General features: G+C 48.1%; 17 protein-coding genes and 1 tRNA gene. 8 read left to right on the forward strand and 10 right to left on the reverse strand.

The genetic code is table 11. The features are described from left to right. Window positions 1-111: 111 nt before the first annotated feature. The 3 genes from GJ700_RS17660 (at window position 112) to GJ700_RS17670 (ending at window position 2,620) form a co-directional block, all read left to right on the forward strand. Window positions 112-621: a hypothetical protein gene (locus GJ700_RS17660; protein ID WP_154376191.1), complete on the forward strand. Its 510-nt coding sequence runs from the start codon at window positions 112-114 to the stop codon at window positions 619-621. Between the two features lie 145 nt (window positions 622-766). Beyond that, a complete protein-coding gene (locus tag GJ700_RS17665) occupies window positions 767-2,248 on the forward strand; it encodes a DUF4214 domain-containing protein (RefSeq protein ID WP_154376193.1) in 1,482 nt (493 codons plus the stop codon). 159 nt (window positions 2,249-2,407) lie between these two features. Then, window positions 2,408-2,620, forward strand: a complete 213-nt coding sequence (locus GJ700_RS17670) for a hypothetical protein (protein ID WP_154376195.1) — start codon at window positions 2,408-2,410, stop codon at window positions 2,618-2,620. A 7-nt stretch (window positions 2,621-2,627) separates the two neighbouring features. Here the strand turns inward: GJ700_RS17670 and GJ700_RS17675 are convergent. After that, window positions 2,628-2,701 (reverse strand) — tRNA-Gly (locus tag GJ700_RS17675). Between the two features lie 230 nt (window positions 2,702-2,931). On the opposite strand from GJ700_RS17675, the gene GJ700_RS17680 reads away from it, so the two are divergent. Next, entirely contained in the window at window positions 2,932-3,879 is a 948-nt protein-coding gene (locus GJ700_RS17680) for a DUF6731 family protein (protein ID WP_154376197.1), read from the forward strand. Window positions 3,880-3,888: 9 nt separating this feature from the next. Then, a complete protein-coding gene (locus GJ700_RS17685; RefSeq protein WP_154376199.1) occupies window positions 3,889-4,317 on the forward strand; it encodes a hypothetical protein in 429 nt (142 codons plus the stop codon). Window positions 4,318-4,359: 42 nt separating this feature from the next. Here GJ700_RS17685 and GJ700_RS17690 read toward each other — a convergent pair whose 3' ends face one another. From GJ700_RS17690 to GJ700_RS17700, 3 genes are all read right to left on the reverse strand, one after another. Continuing rightward, window positions 4,360-4,764, reverse strand: coding sequence for a hypothetical protein (locus GJ700_RS17690; protein ID WP_154376201.1), 405 nt, complete (start codon window positions 4,762-4,764; stop codon window positions 4,360-4,362). A 176-nt stretch (window positions 4,765-4,940) separates the two neighbouring features. Continuing rightward, the gene (locus GJ700_RS17695) at window positions 4,941-6,311 is read right to left on the reverse strand and encodes an AAA family ATPase (RefSeq protein ID WP_154376203.1); all 1,371 of its coding nucleotides are present in this window, start codon (window positions 6,309-6,311) and stop codon (window positions 4,941-4,943) included. An 84-nt stretch (window positions 6,312-6,395) separates the two neighbouring features. Then, window positions 6,396-7,442, reverse strand: a complete 1,047-nt coding sequence (locus GJ700_RS17700; protein WP_154376205.1) for a hypothetical protein — start codon at window positions 7,440-7,442, stop codon at window positions 6,396-6,398. A gap of 164 nt (window positions 7,443-7,606) precedes the next feature. Here GJ700_RS17700 and GJ700_RS17705 point away from each other — a divergent pair, with 164 nt between their 5' ends. Together GJ700_RS17705 and gapS1 are read left to right on the forward strand one after the other, a co-directional pair. Then, on the forward strand, window positions 7,607-7,897 hold the full coding sequence (locus GJ700_RS17705) for an H-NS histone family protein (RefSeq protein WP_154376207.1): 291 nt from the start codon (window positions 7,607-7,609) through the stop codon (window positions 7,895-7,897). Between the two features lie 109 nt (window positions 7,898-8,006). Then, on the forward strand, window positions 8,007-9,566 hold the full coding sequence (gene gapS1, locus GJ700_RS17710) for a GapS1 family protein (RefSeq protein WP_154376209.1): 1,560 nt from the start codon (window positions 8,007-8,009) through the stop codon (window positions 9,564-9,566). Window positions 9,567-9,789: 223 nt separating this feature from the next. On the opposite strand, the gene GJ700_RS17715 is transcribed toward gapS1, so the two are convergent. The 6 genes from GJ700_RS17715 to GJ700_RS17740 form a co-directional block, all read right to left on the reverse strand. Further along, complete coding sequence (locus tag GJ700_RS17715; RefSeq protein WP_154376211.1) at window positions 9,790-10,083, reverse strand: hypothetical protein; 294 nt, start codon at window positions 10,081-10,083, stop codon at window positions 9,790-9,792. Between the two features lie 116 nt (window positions 10,084-10,199). Then, window positions 10,200-10,424 carry a hypothetical protein gene (locus GJ700_RS17720; protein ID WP_154376213.1) on the reverse strand — a complete coding sequence of 75 codons (225 nt, stop codon included), beginning with the start codon at window positions 10,422-10,424 and terminating at the stop codon, window positions 10,200-10,202. A 206-nt stretch (window positions 10,425-10,630) separates the two neighbouring features. Beyond that, window positions 10,631-11,074: a hypothetical protein gene (locus GJ700_RS17725; protein ID WP_154376215.1), complete on the reverse strand. Its 444-nt coding sequence runs from the start codon at window positions 11,072-11,074 to the stop codon at window positions 10,631-10,633. Between the two features lie 1,171 nt (window positions 11,075-12,245). Beyond that, window positions 12,246-12,575, reverse strand: a complete 330-nt coding sequence (locus GJ700_RS17730; RefSeq protein WP_154376217.1) for a hypothetical protein — start codon at window positions 12,573-12,575, stop codon at window positions 12,246-12,248. A 159-nt stretch (window positions 12,576-12,734) separates the two neighbouring features. Next, the gene (locus tag GJ700_RS17735; protein ID WP_371868010.1) at window positions 12,735-13,892 is read right to left on the reverse strand and encodes a tyrosine-type recombinase/integrase; all 1,158 of its coding nucleotides are present in this window, start codon (window positions 13,890-13,892) and stop codon (window positions 12,735-12,737) included. Between the two features lie 482 nt (window positions 13,893-14,374). Further along, complete coding sequence (locus tag GJ700_RS17740; protein WP_154376219.1) at window positions 14,375-15,145, reverse strand: hypothetical protein; 771 nt, start codon at window positions 15,143-15,145, stop codon at window positions 14,375-14,377. 57 nt (window positions 15,146-15,202) lie between these two features. On the opposite strand from GJ700_RS17740, the gene GJ700_RS17745 reads away from it, so the two are divergent. Then, window positions 15,203-16,069 carry a hypothetical protein gene (locus tag GJ700_RS17745; protein WP_154376221.1) on the forward strand — a complete coding sequence of 289 codons (867 nt, stop codon included), beginning with the start codon at window positions 15,203-15,205 and terminating at the stop codon, window positions 16,067-16,069. Window positions 16,070-16,080 lie beyond the last annotated feature (11 nt).

Genomic DNA, 16,080 nt, shown 5'->3' on the forward strand with positions numbered 1-16,080 from the left:
GTGCATAAAAATCGGAGACAATCCACAATTATACGTCCGTTGCCACGTAGTTAGTCTCCCGCTCCGCCGGCCTGCGATAATAGCGGCCTCGTTATCACCACCGCACTCCCTATGATCGATGCACTGTTGCTGGCCGCGATGGCCCTGTCGCTGGCCGCCATGGCCTGGCTGCTGAAAGGCGGCTTCCGCCCGCCCGCGCCGCCGCCATCCGCGCTGAAAGATACGCGCACCTATACCCCGCCGGCGCCGCCTGAACCGGCTGCGCACTGGTCGGACAATGGCCGCATGCAGACGGAAGTCGTGGCCGAATCCCGCTATGCTGAAACCGTGCGCGAACTGGCCGGCCCGCATGGTGACGATGGCGCCGATACCCGCCTGCGGGCCGTGCTGATGGTCGATCACGCCAATCCCTATGACGACAAGCCGGTCGCCGTATTTATCGGCGGGCGCATGGTGGGCTACCTGGCGCCGAAGGATGCGCAGGGATTCCGCGAGCAGCAGGTACGCCAGGACATCGCGGGACAGGCCGTGTCGTGCGACGCCGCCATCCGCGGCGGCAAATCGTGGAACGGCAAGCGCCTGGCCTATGCCGTGTGGCTCGACATCGAGCCGCAGCGCTGATTATCGTTGCACTGGATTGTCATCCTGACCTTCAGTTCGTTCACGGCCCGCCGATAAGGACAGCAGGCGGGCCGATTCGTATAATGTCCAAATCCCCGTAAGCTGCATGGACGTGCCATGACGGCGCCGTTTTCATGGAGCGAGTATGACCACCGTCGCAATCAACTTTTCCCAGGCGACCATCGATGCACTGGCGGCGCAGCGCGCCGGCCTTCCCACCGCGCCCACCCTGGGCAAGGTGTTCGACCAGGTGATCCAGGCCGGCTACAAATTCTCCGCCGATCACTATTACTACAGCGATATCCTGCTGGAGGCGCCGGAAAGCTGGGTGACGTATCCGGACGGCGCCTACCAGTACCTGTATGGCGTGACGAAGACGGGCAGCACCGCCGGTACGATTACCGCCACCAAGCTGGAAGATTACGTACCGGACGCGTACAAGCTGGTCTACGAAGGCCAGGTCAAGTTCGGATTCACGAATACCCCCGGCAGCGGCATTGTGCTCAGCAACGACGGCGGCGCCATCAACCGCGTCACGCTGGAATCGCACCTGCCTGCCGATAATGCGCAATATGACAAGGTGTTCGGCAACACCACGATCGTGCTACAAGGCGCCCTGTCGAGCGACAATGCCGTCCAGTTCAACAGTACCGTCACCGCCGTCAACATCAGCGCGGAAAACGTGCTGGCGTCGACCGCCATCGCGGGAACGATCAACGTGTCAGGCAATACCGTCGATGTCGGCCTGGGCACGTCCAGCGCCACCCTGAGCGGCACCGTGACGTCGCTGAAGCAAACCTATGCCGACGGCAGCACCTTCACCATCAGCAGCCCGCTGGCTGCCGCCAGTGCGATGGCGCTGGACGACCGCATTCTGTCGGACAGCACGTATTTCACGGGCAACGACACCATCAGTGTCACCATGCCGGCAACCTTGTCCAGCGCCTATGCCGTCAACGGCGGCGACGGCGACGACCGTATCACCCTTACCGGCGGCGGCGGCATGCTGTCCGCCAATGGCGGCAATGGCAACGACACCATCGTGCTGGGCGACCATGGCCATACGGTGAAGGGTGGCGCGGGCATGGACAGCGCGGTATTCAGCGGCGCGCGGGCAACGTACAAGGTGACGGCCAGCACCACGGCCACCGGCGACAGCACCGTTGCCGCCATCGGCGGCGCGGCCGATACGCTGTCCGGCATCGAGCGCATCCAGTTTGACAACGCCAACGTGGCGCTGGACATCACCGGCAATGCCGGCCAGGCATACCGTCTGTACCAGGCCGCGTTCAACCGCACACCCGACCTGGGCGGCCTCGGTTACTGGATCAAGCAGATGGACAACGGCATGAGCATCCTGGACATGGCGGCCAACTTCACGCATGCGCCGGAATTCGCCACGCTGTATGGCGCCAATCCGTCGAACGCGGAACTGGTCAACAACTTCTACCACAATGCACTGCACCGCGACGCGGAACCGGCCGGCTTTGCCTACTGGCTCGATGTACTGGACCGCAAACTGGTGACGGCGGTGGAAATGCTGGCCATGTTCAGCGAAAGCGCGGAAAACCAGGCGTCCGTGCAGCCGGTGATCATCGCCGGCATCGCGTATACGCCCTATGGCTGATGCCGGCGACTGTGGCGTGGCCGCCATCCTGCCCCATTAACGCCTTGTAAAGAGTAACTTTACGATAGTAATATCAAAGCGAAAGATTTATTAATCCGGCGCAAGTAAGCAACGCGCTTTGGCCGGATGACCACTTCGTGCGCTCTGAAGGAGAATCTCATGGCTGGTAATGGGAATAGTCCAAAGTCTTGCAAGCGCACCGATCAGCGGACGGAAGCCATCGTCCAGCATGCGATCGCGCTGATGTCCGTCGCCGGCGTGCAGGAAGCGGCGCGCTACCTGAGGCGCTTCAACGTCGCGCCGGAAACCATACAACGGATCGTGGGGAATGGAAGGCGACGTTTGGTGCCGCTGCGGGGCGGCGCGCGCTGAAGAAAACTGGAGCGGGTGAAGGGAATCGAACCCTCGTATGAAGCTTGGGAAGCTGCCGTTCTACCATTGAACTACACCCGCATGCCACGCATTCTACGCGGCTTTGCACGCTGTTGACAAGATCACAAACCGGGTAGTGTGATGGGAAATGCGATGGCCGATTTCACCGGAGTGTGATGGCTATAACGCATCTTATGCCGTTTGAGTCAGTACATTTATCCGCATCGCGACATGCCAGCGACGAACGTCGAAATAATCCCTCCTAGCAATTAATATGTTCCGTTAGCAAGATACCTCTTGTCACGATGCCCTTGTTACCGCACAATGATTTTTTTGATAAAGGTCACGGGTACGGCATGCGTAATTCAATGAATGTTAATCTTTACAAAATCATAAAGCTGCCAGGTACGCCAGACTTAGAGGTCTTGCTGGGTCATATCATCGGACTGAACTTGGAAGATCGGATCAAGCGTATCGGAAACTCAGACATCAGGTTGGACCAAATCGCGCCTCCGGGGACTCCCGGAAATACATCATCTTTTTGGATGCTCGACTTCATCAAGATGCGCTTCGACCATGGTCCTGGCAAAGTAGGCCGCACAACTGCAATCGAAGGGTTTGACTTAGAAGACGATCAAGGATTTGGCGAAGAGACCGCCGCATTGTTTGATCCTGCGACAGGTTACCTTTGTGTTCAGTACAATCACCACGGCGTCCGCGCATCTGCTATGCAGGACTACTTCAACCAAATGTTGGTTAATCCGGACAATGTGACCGCATACGAGTTGCGTGTGAAGCTAGACTCTTCGGCAGACGTGAAACTGGCACAAAAGCAGTTTATCACTAAAATTTCATATAAGATCGCTCCCACAGATCTTAGCCCTGCTTTGCGAAATGCCAATGTTGGGTTGGCAAGCGCTCTTAGTATGAACGAACAACAAGGCGGAAACACGCTTGAAATGACGATTAGTGCTGCTCGCGGAGAGAATCTTCTTACAAAGGCGGCGCGCCCGTTGATTGAAGCATTGCGTAATATTCGCTCGAGTGATGTACAAAATCAAACTCATGCACTTACGCACTTTGAGGTTTCAGGAAGGGTAGATGAGTTTTCTCGAATGGATGCCATTGACATGCTATCCCCTAAGTTACAGGTAACTATCGGCGAGCTTTCCCTTGGAAGTGATCGCAGATATACGATGAACTCTCGCTGGATTGGACTTCAGCGGGCGATTCGAGGCTGGAACGCAGTTCTGACCTGACTATGAGATATGAACTTAAAGATTGAACGATACTATCCACATGTCATCGCACTCGGGTGTGGTTTCATATGGTATCGCCTTGGGCTGAAGCTTCCTGCAGACGAGAAAGAATTCTTGGCTGCTGCGCTAAGCTTAGGCGCCGTATTTACTGGATTTATCGCAACAGCACAGGCAATATTAATGGCATTGCCTAGCGATAGCGTGATGGCGCAAATGAGAACAGCTGGTTACATTCCAGATCTGGTTCGGTATATCTCATCGGCTCTAACAGGCGGTATTTTATTTTGCATGTCAGGATTAATCGGTTTCTTTTTGCTATCAGAATCCGCTTTGGTAAAATTATATTTTAGTACAATCTGGCTAGTAATTGCTGTTTTTAGCGTTCTCACATTCCACAGAGTGACTCATATCCTGCTCCGTATCATGCGGAGGGGTTAGTCCAATAATCGCCATAGCACTAGAAGTTAAACATTCTCATAATCATAGTTTTTTCAACAACTCTTGCATTCGTTTAGCGCGTTCAATAGCATTAGTGTAATTCTCAACAAGCATCTTCATTTGAAAACCTGTAGAAATTGGTTGCTTGTGAGAAGCCAAATGCAGGCCACTAAAAGCTGGAACTTTCTTTGTTATATAGATTGACATACCAAAGTCAAGACTCTTTGAGAAGCTTTCTTCATTAGCCAAAATCTCTTTGAGCCGTTCGTATTCAGAAAAATTTTTCTGCAATGATGAAATATATCTTTCAATCATTAAACCGTTGACAGTGTAGACCGTTGGCTTATACCGCTTATCAGGTCCTTCTATATAATACGTTATATTCCAATCATTTAAAGTAACTCTTAATATCCCGCCGCAAGGAAGTTCCTCAGTTAGTGCAAGCATAATTCCTCCATGAGATTGAGAGCACAATCTCAAAATCTCGTGCATTCACAAAGCCTTCCGCTCTGGACGCTATTAACAAGATCACAAACTGACTAGCGTGATGGGAAATGCCATGGCCGATTTCACCGAGGCTTGATAGCCATGCTAACTGCTTCGTTGGCTCGTTTACCAAGCTGCTATTTTTCATCTTCCCATTCAGAGACCTTTTGTCCTGTCCGAACTCCCATTGGAATGCTTGGACCACGATAGCCACTACGGACATTTCCAAGATGCATCGCTTGTCGCGGTGCAGGTCGTTCACCAGTTAGTTCAATACCATTTGCAGCAGCCTGCATACGTGCAAAACCACGTAACATCTTCTCCCTATAAGAGTACCAACCTGCGCGACCTTCTTCCTGCTGCAATACCGCACCATACTTGACGTCTTTTAATTTACGTACTTGTGTAGCAAATTTCGCCCGATCTATAGAAGCTCGGCCATCCCTACGCTTACCAATGATAACTTTATACGAGTCAAACATATCATTAAGTGAACGAAGCAAATCATCATGATCGGCAGTTGCCCAAACGACATCTTCAAACTCCTGTTCCCTGTGTAGAACGGCTTTCTCATACGGCCTTTTCAACTCAGGGGCTGTAGAGATAATGGCATCGGCAAGCCCTTGCCGAAAATGGTCAAAACCAATATCAACGACCATTTCGTCGGCGGAGTAAGCCGCCCACAATATCTTTTCCGTTACCAAATGAATATAGTACGGAAAACCATCACTCACCATCGCTATTTTCCAATTAACATCGTCATTCAATCCAACCCCACAGGATTCGACAGCCGACTTAACAATTTCTCGCCTTGCATCCCAGCCTAAACGCGGCAATTCAACTGCCTCTAGTTGACGATATGCCGATTGGTGAGCTCCGAGCAAATCGTCCAATGATTTTCCTATTCCCGTAAAAATAAATTTTAAATTTACCGCGCGATCCCCCAGCTGTTTTAGTAGAGCGGCAAACTTATTTCGCTCATCGGCATTACTAATAGCATCAAACTCATCAACGACTACAATGGGTTTTTCTGAATGCTTCGCAGCAACTTGCGTAAGTAGCTCAACAGCATCGCCAATTGATCGAATGGCAGATGCTATATCAATTCCGCTCTCTTCATGACCTTCACTATACTTTATCCCCCGCAATTCAACAGACAATGATTCAGTAATCTTGACATTCTCAGTTCTTGACCGATTAATCGCCTGACTGACTATGTTGGCAATAACCGTATTAAATGTATCGTTCGGGGAACCAGACACAAAAATTGGAGAAGCATCAGAACTTTGATATTGTATGGCCGCCGTCTGCCCTAAAGAGCTTTTTCCAACACCTCTATCACCAAATATAAAAACATGCCGACCAGGGGCGTAAAGACTCTTCTTGATTGTATCGAGCTCCTTATCACGGCCTTTTAGATGCTCTATGCTATGTATTGGCGTCGATGCCGACAAAATCTGCCCAAGTTTTACACCAAATTCATCTTCAGTATATCCTTCAATAGTCATATATTCACCTAATTTATTTTAAAAAACGATATGCTTTTCTGACTGCAAATATTTAACGATTAATTTCACATCTTCCCAGATAAACTAACGATCCTTGGCCTGCATTGCGAATTGCTTCAACTGATCATATATTTTTTGCTCATATACTCCAGGGGAAAATGGCACAGAATTAGAAGCGTACATTTTATTGTTAACATCTGATATATAAATTGTAGCCGGGGAAACATTCCCAAGAAATGTACTATACCGCTGACGATCTGCAGATGTCATTGCCTGTACCTCATCGGATTGCAATCGAACAATCTTATAAGAATGTGCAGGTAGTACCCCAAGATCCTGCGAGGATTCATAGCCACTAAGCTTCATTGGTAAGTCGAGATAATTCCCCCCTCCTAGGTTTGCACGGAGAATAGCCTGCGGTTTGATTGCAGTCGCACCTGCTCCTTGATTTCCGAGTGCGCACGTTACCACTAGCCGAGCTTTATTGGGCAACGTTTTTTCCTTATATTCAGCCCATTGCTTCTCTGCATTTGTCTTCTTTAGCAGACTGAGATCAATATATTTTCGTCTTTGTGCAATTTGATTTCGAATGCGAGCTACTCTTGCATCGATCTTTTGCTCGTCATTAAGAGGCTTTCGACTGATTGAATGATCTGGGGCTTCCTCCAATGCAACGATATTTGGAACAAAAATCGTTTCCTCTTCCATCTCAGCAAGAGAAGATGTTTTATCTCCTACAGGGCTGGAAATTATTCCTTCTAATTTTTTTAAAGAATTATCGAGATTCTCGCTATTCGTCTTTACTAAATTTGCGGCAATTTGCATTTGCCGATCAATCTCCTCTACAGGCATTGCTGAGGTAGATAAACCAGAAAATGGTAAAGGCGGTAGCCCTGGCCCTACAGTGATAAAATCCCTCACAGCAGTAAGTTCAGAAACACGCATCAAATCGATAGGTTCAGAACTAGCAGTGGTCACTGAAGTAATTTCCAATGTAACATCTGGTCTTTTTAAATCTACAAAGTTACCAGTAAACCCCACCGCCACAACTACTCCACCAACAAAAAATTTCCAAAATGGCGCAAGGTACTTTACCAAGAAGTCTTTAATAAGCTGAATTTTGGGGCTCATATTTCTTATATGTTAAAGTAATATTTCAGTTGCATTATAGCAATTTTTCATGGGATTCGGTGGAAGTTGGGCTCATATTTTGACTGCTAGCTCGGCAGTGATAATTGGATAGAATTGCAAAGATCTCGTACAATACAATTGCTATCAACCAAAAAAGGAACTTCATGTCCACCTATCAAGAATACGCCGCCAAGATCGCTGAGCTGCAGCAGCTTGCCGAAGCTGCCCGTAAGAACGAGATCGCCGATGCAAAAGCAAGGATCGCTGAAATCATGAATCAGTATGGCTTGACCTTGGCAGATCTGGCAGGTGCGACCAAGGTTAAAAGCGTTAAAGAACGCGTTGCCGTGGCAGCCAAGTACCGCAATGATGCAACTGGTGAGACCTGGACTGGTCGTGGCCGGTCACCGAAGTGGCTGGAAGGTAAAGACAAGGATCAGTTTCTGATCAAGTAAGAAAAACGGCGACGAGAAGTCGCCGTTTTTTTATGTACGGTGAAATCGGCATCATCATAATTTAAGATGCTTGAGTAAATCCATCAATTCACATCTTCATAAGGTAGCAATGGGAAAGAAATACGTAGATGCGGCAAAAAAAATCAAGACTGAGCTTTCACGTTATTCGAAAAACTCCATCCTGTGGCTTTCACTACAAGCACTAGAGGGAAGTGGGACTGATCCCATAAACCGGGCTAAAGCGATGCCCAATATATTATTTTTACTAGTGAAATGGTCAATGCAGACGCACGGCGCGCTGGGACGCGACATTACAAAAAAAGAGTTCAATGCAATTGCTAATGACATTTACCAGCTACAACCTCTTGCCGCTGTACTTGATGATACCAACCCTTTCACGCTCAAAATTCGTTCGCTACTAATGCAGCAGGTTGCCTGTCAGACCGATGACGTCTCGGACATGTTAGCATTGGCACGTCAGCGAATGTGGTTTTGCGACGATTCCACTGGGTATTACCGAGAAAAATTCCTCCTAGCCGCAGGCATTTCTCTGGATAATTTTTTTGCAATTGCTTTCTACTTCGTCAGTCTTGCGTTTGGTGAGAAGCCAGGGCAGTTGTGTAAGGTAAGCCAAGCCAATGTATTGATTCAGCTTACCCCATCGATATCCGTTGACGACCTAGCTTCATTCTTAAAACTAACCGCCACACGTTCTTCCAAATTGCCCGAGTTCTTCAGCACGTTCCGGGAGGATGAGTGTCCCACGTGGGAATATTTCTCAGAAACCCCATTTGTGACAAAACCTCTTATCCTAGAGGGGAAAAATGTCATAGTCAGCAACAGAAAAGTTCTGCTTCGCTCGATGGGGTCTTTTGTATCTAATTTTCTGAAAACGGCTTTTCGCGAAGATTTCAAGAAAAAATTTGGTGAAACAATGGAGCGTTATGTCGAGACGCTTTTGATACGTAATCAGGTCAATCATATCAACGAAGACAAGATTGCGGTGATTTATACGCGAGAAAAGAAGAAAGGTAAATTAGTCGATTTTCTTATTGAAGATGCAGGCAGGATTTTTCTAGACGCCAAAGCTATTGAACCCAACGACTACACCAGTACTTGCGTAGATCCCACTGCGCTACGTGAACGATTGACCTCAAGCTATATTAAGGCCATTTGGCAAGGCCAAGAATGCAGTCACAATCTTTCCGGGCTTGCCGACTTTCCTAAAAAATCAACCTTTATGCTTGTTGTAGTTCACCAAGATCATTTCATCTCAACTGGACAAAAAGTCGAGACTGAACTATTTCCAGAGCTGACCAAAGAAATAGTTGCGAAATACGGCGCTTTGCACATACCACTTCAACATATTTACTACGTTACAATACATGATTTGGAGTGCTTGTTGGCTTTCTGTCGAGTCAACGGAAAAGATATTTCTGAATTCCTGACGGACTCGGCACGGTTAGATGCAGATGCATTAACAGCAAAAATGGTTTTTCATATGCATCTTCCCAAACCCGATACTGGACACTACGATGACAGTTTGGCAGATCTTTCTGAAATTTATTTAGACCAGCTTTCTTCTGTGATTCAAGCTAATGCAAAATATTGGAACGGAAAAGTAGGTGAGTACTATGCGATATGGAACCATTTTAGTCAACTTATTTAAGCCTATGAGAAAGCTGGTTTGTTCCGAAAGGCGAATGCTGGCGACTATCTGCAGGCAAGCGGTTGTAAAAATGCAAGTTATTTTTATAACGATTTTAAAACGCCGAGAATCGATTTAATTTTTTCGGCGCGTCGATACATCTCTACTGCGCTCCACGCGTTAGAAGCGTTTCTAATCGATTTAAACGCGTGGAACGAAACGCGAACTAACGCCTTGCAGGAAATTATACAAGTCGTATCGCCTTGCACATCCGCCCGCTGTCCGGACATATCTCCTTCGTCGCGGCTAACTTGCCAGTCTCAACTAGCGCGTCAATCACATAGTTGTCCGCAAGCTTCGTGTCCTGCATTTTCGGGAAGCGCTTACGCAGCCACACATCGAGGGAATTGGGATTGGTGTGTTTTGCGAGCGTTTTGATGCGCTGGCCCTGAACCACATAGCTTTTGCCAGTCGCGCTGATGAAGTCAATCAGTTCTTGCTCGTCGAAGGCCATATCAGGGTACTTCAGCTTGATCATAGAATTCGTCCGCGTGTCGTGTTGCTACGAGTCAATATTGCGAACGATGATAGCAGAACAGCTAAGATGCTGAACTGCAACCAAGCTAATTTAGTTACCCGCAAACGCTATGTTTCTCACGTTTGCTCATCAAGCACACATCGAATGATCTTTTCTGCCAGTTGCCTGTTGGCTGGGGAGAGCTGAGCAAGCATCCCCGCGATACGTAGGACTGCGACATCAGGCTGTGCCGTAGAGGGAGCTTCGGTGTGCATGGCCCGGTTACGCAACGCGGCGGAATGAACTGTTACGGCTGGGCGCTCCTGTTCAGATTTCGTAGGCAGCGGTTTCTTCTTCGTCATGCGGGGCTTTCGTTCGTTGATGGTACTGCTACCCTCAATCCGAACGATGAGAACCTCAACGCACAGTGGCACGTTTTCGAAGGGGGCATTTCCCGTTTTAACCCGGCACTGTATCTGTGCACTTTCAGCACGCTAACTTTTCCGGTTTTTTGCGCTGTTTCCCCTGTATCTATCAGGGCTACTTCAAAACACGCAACAGCAACAGTTTAGTTGTCTTCGTCCTGGCTGGCGAGAACGCACCGAACCATGTTTTCAACCAGTCGAACGTTTTTGGGCGACAGCTTCGCTAGAAGCTCCACAACAGGAACAACCGCGTCCTGATTCTTGCCCACCACAACGACACCGAATTCGGCCTGTACCCCACCAGCGTTATCCACCTTGGATGATCGACGCCGGCCAGTGCCGAAACGAAGCCACTGCTCAGAAACACCGAGCCACTCAGCCAATGCAAGTAACTTTGCTTGCGTGGGAATGGCTTCTGCAAACAACCACTTCCGTACTGTCTGCGCGGCGATCTTGTTTCGTGGGTACTTGGCGCTGAATTCAGCAGCGATGCGGGTTGGACTTGAGAGAGGTAGTCCCATGCGTTCAAGTTCTTTCTTCAAGCGAAGGCTGAACTCCTGCCGCAGTTTTTCGTTGGTAGTTTCCATGGATGAGGAACCTACCTACTGAAGAAGTAACTCTATAGATCTATCATTTTCACACAGTAACATAGAGTTACTGTAAGCTATTCCCCAGATGCAACTTCCCGATGAAACCAAGAATGAAATCTGTGTCAGCGGTACTTCTAGCTGCGGCGCTCGCTGCGCCGACCTCTTCTATGGGGCAGGCGCAGAAGGCGTCAGCCACGATCTTACGATTCGTTGAGATTGTCGAAGTTCAGCCCCAGTACGTACGCGTGCCATGCGATAAGTGCGGCCCCCTGCCTGACCTTCGCTTTACAGGAACAAAGTTCACGTACCGCTGCGATGGTGATTTGTACGAAAACTGGACCGCATCGCCGCTTCAAGTCGGCTTAAAGGTTCAAGTTGCCGGATGTGGAAATCTCGTGGTCACGAAAGATCGTAAAGCAGTAGTCGAAGGTCGAGAAAACACTGATAGTAAGCAGTGAATATTTACTTCAAGCCAAATGGGATGAAAGATCAATGAATACACATCAAATGTTACCGGAGCATATCCGCGCAAGTCTGTCCAGTTACAGCGAACATAAGCAATGCACTTGTCTTCAATGCGGATATGGAGGAATGATGGGTGTCCGACGCAAGGTGAGAAAGCATAATCGTACCAAAACAACCTTAACAGGTATCGCAGTTTTTGGGGCTCTGCTTGCAGTGGAGTTGAGCAACCAGATGAAGGGAGCACCTGGCTTCCTTCCATGGTGGGTGTACGGCCTTTTAGGAGCCGGGTTTGCAGCATACGATTCTGTAAATCACTTATTTCTTGAATGCCCTAATTGCAACACGGAGCTCTCTTTGAATTAAACAAATGCCGATGGTTTCTTTGAAAAGAGGATAAAACCATGAAATGCCCAATGTGCCGCTCCGATATATCTATATCAGCTCAGGTGTGCCCATTCTGCCGTAGCAATCTCAGCGAGTACTATACCGAACATGGCGCCGACGTATCCGGACTTGAGCCATTTTTTGGTTTCATCGTAAAATGGTTCGCTTATACGCTCGTGTTCTTCATCTCTACGGCCCTTGTTATTCAACTGCTAATTGGACCAAGCTCAGAAACATGGATATTGTACGACCTTCTCGGATGTGCTATCGCTGCGGCCGTATATCATAAAAAGCTACCAGAATTTTAGAACTGAAAGCCTTAGGGTGAGTGGAATGAAAGAGCGATTCGCGTAAATCTCGAATCATCATCAGGGCCAATGAGAAATTTCGTCAGCCTCTTATAATCTTCATCATTGGAGTGGCATTCGACGTCGACAAAAATCTCACCTTGATACGAGGAGTAGCCAGAAATACTAGGATCGTCGCCGCACTCTTGAAATGGAATGCCCGCCAGTTCTAACCAAGAGAGAAGGTATTTTCTGACTGGGTTTTTTGAGTATTTTGATCCAGCTCCGGGGAACGACAAAAGCAAAACTCGTCTCTTTTTCTCTTGAGCTATTTCATCAATAGTAGGTAACAGAGTTGGCATAGTTAATCCTCATAAAAATGTATTTATCAGAATAACCAATGCCCCTCTAAGCAAAATCTATTGCTGCACGGTGTTGCGTCAGCAATGTGAAATAGCTGCCTCCCCTTATGATATTTCGTATAACACCCCGTACCTACAGGTGTTATACGATCTTCTCAGTTATCTATTTACGAGCGAATCAGCCTGCAAAGAATCGATCAAGCTTACAGCTTTCCTACTTGCATCATTAGGTGCCAAATGCGCATAACGCTGTGTCATCTTTGAGTCGCTGTGGCCAAGTAACACCGAGACTTCAAACAAGCTGATTCCATTTTTCACCAGCTTACTTGCATACGAATGTCGCAGCGTGTGCATAGTGACCTTTCCACCCTTGTCACGAACCACGTTCTCATCATTTAAGCCAGCACGATCCATAGCTTTCTTGATCGCCTGGGCCGCGTAACCCCGTGCCTTCCCTACCTTGTTCTCGAAAACATATCTGGCATCTGGTAGTCTCTCGGCAAATCGACGAGTCATCACTTCGCGCAGACGATTTGTCATGTACAACACATCTTCATTGTTCACCTTGCTGCGGTAGATACTGAGAGTTCCGGCTTCCAAGTCAATGCAAGACCAAGGGATGTTCGCAGCTTCAGAATAGCGGCAACCCGTATCTAGCAGCATGATTACAAGGTCATAATTGTCCTGAACATTTCGCTGCATCTCAGGTGTGCGCTCCTCAACAGACTTTAGACCGCTCCTAATGATTTTTGGATCCAACTCCCGCAGCAATGCAGCCTCATCATTTGAATCAAGGTAGCGCAGACGATAGGACGTCTTCAATTGAGGAAACACTACATCGCGTGCAGTCTTATAGCCGAGCTTTTGCATTTCACGTAGTGTTGACCTTATCAATCCTATTTCATGCTTGATCGTGGCAGGTTTATCGCCTTCCGCTCTACGTTTCGCGACTAATCGCTCAACGTGTTTAGTTTGAATCTCATGTAAAAGTAGATTTGTAGGTAATCCATAGCACGGATAGTCCTTTTTTGATTTCGAATCTCGTTTGCTGCCAAACATCTTGCGAGAAATCGACTCCATGCCACGATAGTAAGAAAACTGTTTACGGGGCTCCAGGTAGCGTAATACAGCGTCACGCAACGAAACCTCTTCCGCTTCGCCTAGAAAAGTCTCGCTGTGAATTTTGTTTCGCATTTCGCGCTCAACTTGCAGCGCTTTAGTCTTGTTAGCCGTTCCCGTGCTACCCACATATTTCTTGTTTTTTACCTGAAAAGCATAATACCAATTAGAGCTATTATCTCTCTTGTGCAAACCCACAATCTTCTCCGTCGAATCAATATAAACAGCTACATCATCAGCTATTTATATTCCTAGTTCAACGGAGGTATTTCACCCACAATTCAAATAATACTTCATAGATCTTCATAAGAAATTAAAACTCTACGGGGGATTCAATATTGTCAAATAAACCACTCTCCAGATTGGCCCAGATGAAGTTACAACGAGGCTGGCCATACCCATGGAGCTTTAAACTTTGTATGGTCACCATAAGCCTGTAATCGCGTCTGCCTAGAATGCGCCATCAAAAACAAAAAAATAATTGCTTTTAAAGCATCAAATCAAGCAATTTCTACACCATTTTAATATTAATATGACAACTTAATTGTTAAAAAACAATCAAGATGAACGCTGGCGAGACCATTGCCCCTATATTGGCCCATACCACTTATCCAGTGTCCCTAGCGCAATGAAGGCTTCCAGTGGCTATGACATACGCTGGCCGTAAAAGGGTGAGAGACTCATACGATTTCAAATACGTTGCTCACGGAATTTGCAATTTGCATCCGCGCTTTCTTCAACCTTTGGCTAACCAGCGTTGTCATCTTTCTCCGTTTTTCCTCGCCAAGTTTATCTTGCTCCTTCGAGTTTGTAACGTTGCGAAGACCAGATTTGAAAAATCCATCTAATGCAAGTTGTTCACCAATCTTCCACAAAGGCCAATCGGGATGCTTCTGGCGCATATCGTAGATGCGTAATCGTTCTTCCAATTTATCAAGCTGCGGATAGCCATTGAATCTGTACTTCGCTTCGCTAACATATTGTGGCCGTCCTCCGATGTTTCCCGGAAATCGAGCATCTAAAAGCAGAGAGAATTGATAAATTATTTCCTGCTTTGATAAATTTCTTTTTCCTAATCGGATCGGGACGGCTACGACCATGGTATCGCTCAAGTTAATTTTCTCCAACTGGGCCGCATCTCGTATTTCACCCAGATCGTCCTGAACATGTGGTTCTCGGAAGAGAGCATCGCCGTGTTGAAAAAACCATTCCTCGAAGTCATCCGTCCGAACGTCTCCCCAATCCAGATACAGAGCAGCGTACTCCCCCTCACCACCACGCTCGCAGCAAGCCTTGTAACCAGCATGACGCTTTAAATGCTGGAACCACCAGTAGTACGGACTCGTTTTGGGTTGCGGGTTGTCTCCGTAAACGTCTGGGTAGCCGTACAGATATGGCGACGGACCTTCGTTCAGTTCGCGGTCAACGTCATTGAATGGTTCTGCTAACACTTTAACTACTCCAGATAAGTTGTAGATTTTCTCGCAGCGTCGTCGCTGGCACAGTAGATGGGTCAAGACAATATGCACACGTCGTGGAAATCGGCCGGTTTTCACAACAAAAAAGTACTAGATGATGCCGCTCAATGTCGATGCGGCGCAACTCCAAACTTTCTGCGCATTGCAGAAAATGAAAGATTACAAATGACTGACTTCGCAACCCAAGACACCGCTGTTATCGCTGCCACTGTTGCTCCTACCGTGGACGCTAACACCATCGAACCAACTGTAAAAACTCATGTACCAAGTATACAAATCGTCGACGCTATCGCCGCACCGCCCCAGCTCGAAAACCAGCCCCGGCAGCCACTCAGCGATGTAGTGAAATCCAAGCAGGAGGAACGCCGTGACCTGTTCGCGTTGGTGGATACTATCCGCTGCTTCGTCGAATCGCACTGTGCGGAAGCAGCTAACAAAAGCTACAGCGAAATATACAACGGTACGTTTGACGTGCGCTTCGATAGCCCGGACGAAGTGACACCCAAGACCATCAATGCGTTGCTATCGAAGGGCGTTGTGTTCTTCTTCCCCTGCAATATCAATCAGTATCCGTGGCTGAAGAAATACTGCAAGCAAGACGGGGGCATCAACTTGTCCGCGCTGTGCACGCGCAAAAACCGCCCGGCAAACATCAACGACACAGACTGGACTTCACTCATGAGCATGTGGGCGGCGGTTTCTACCGTGCTGCATGTGAAAGGGATCGATCCGATCTACGCGGTGTTCACTGAAGCACTGCGGTCGTTCGGACACGGCGGCCCAAAGATTAACCGGAAGCTCGGCGGTGACCTGGCAGCCATGCAAGGCAATCAAGCACCGATGCAGGACGTGTTGAAAAAATTGATTTCATTGCTGGAAGTCCTTCCTAACGACTAATAAAAATCGGC

Source organism: Pseudoduganella rivuli (assembly GCF_009674485.1).
Classification (GTDB): domain Bacteria; phylum Pseudomonadota; class Gammaproteobacteria; order Burkholderiales; family Burkholderiaceae_D; genus Rugamonas; species Rugamonas rivuli_B.

Coding starts and splice junctions, on each gene's coding strand:
- GJ700_RS17660 (WP_154376191.1), top strand. CDS start 112: ATGATCGATGCACTGTTGCTGGCCGCGATGGCCCTGTCGCTGGCCGCC.
- GJ700_RS17665 (WP_154376193.1), top strand. CDS start 767: ATGACCACCGTCGCAATCAACTTTTCCCAGGCGACCATCGATGCACTG.
- GJ700_RS17670 (WP_154376195.1), top strand. CDS start 2,408: ATGGCTGGTAATGGGAATAGTCCAAAGTCTTGCAAGCGCACCGATCAG.
- GJ700_RS17685 (WP_154376199.1), top strand. CDS start 3,889: ATGAACTTAAAGATTGAACGATACTATCCACATGTCATCGCACTCGGG.
- GJ700_RS17690 (WP_154376201.1), bottom strand. CDS start 4,764: ATGCTTGCACTAACTGAGGAACTTCCTTGCGGCGGGATATTAAGAGTT.
- GJ700_RS17695 (WP_154376203.1), bottom strand. CDS start 6,311: ATGACTATTGAAGGATATACTGAAGATGAATTTGGTGTAAAACTTGGG.
- GJ700_RS17700 (WP_154376205.1), bottom strand. CDS start 7,442: ATGAGCCCCAAAATTCAGCTTATTAAAGACTTCTTGGTAAAGTACCTT.
- GJ700_RS17705 (WP_154376207.1), top strand. CDS start 7,607: ATGTCCACCTATCAAGAATACGCCGCCAAGATCGCTGAGCTGCAGCAG.
- gapS1 (WP_154376209.1), top strand. CDS start 8,007: ATGGGAAAGAAATACGTAGATGCGGCAAAAAAAATCAAGACTGAGCTT.
- GJ700_RS17715 (WP_154376211.1), bottom strand. CDS start 10,083: ATGATCAAGCTGAAGTACCCTGATATGGCCTTCGACGAGCAAGAACTG.
- GJ700_RS17720 (WP_154376213.1), bottom strand. CDS start 10,424: ATGACGAAGAAGAAACCGCTGCCTACGAAATCTGAACAGGAGCGCCCA.
- GJ700_RS17725 (WP_154376215.1), bottom strand. CDS start 11,074: ATGGAAACTACCAACGAAAAACTGCGGCAGGAGTTCAGCCTTCGCTTG.
- GJ700_RS17730 (WP_154376217.1), bottom strand. CDS start 12,575: ATGCCAACTCTGTTACCTACTATTGATGAAATAGCTCAAGAGAAAAAG.
- GJ700_RS17745 (WP_154376221.1), top strand. CDS start 15,203: ATGGGTCAAGACAATATGCACACGTCGTGGAAATCGGCCGGTTTTCAC.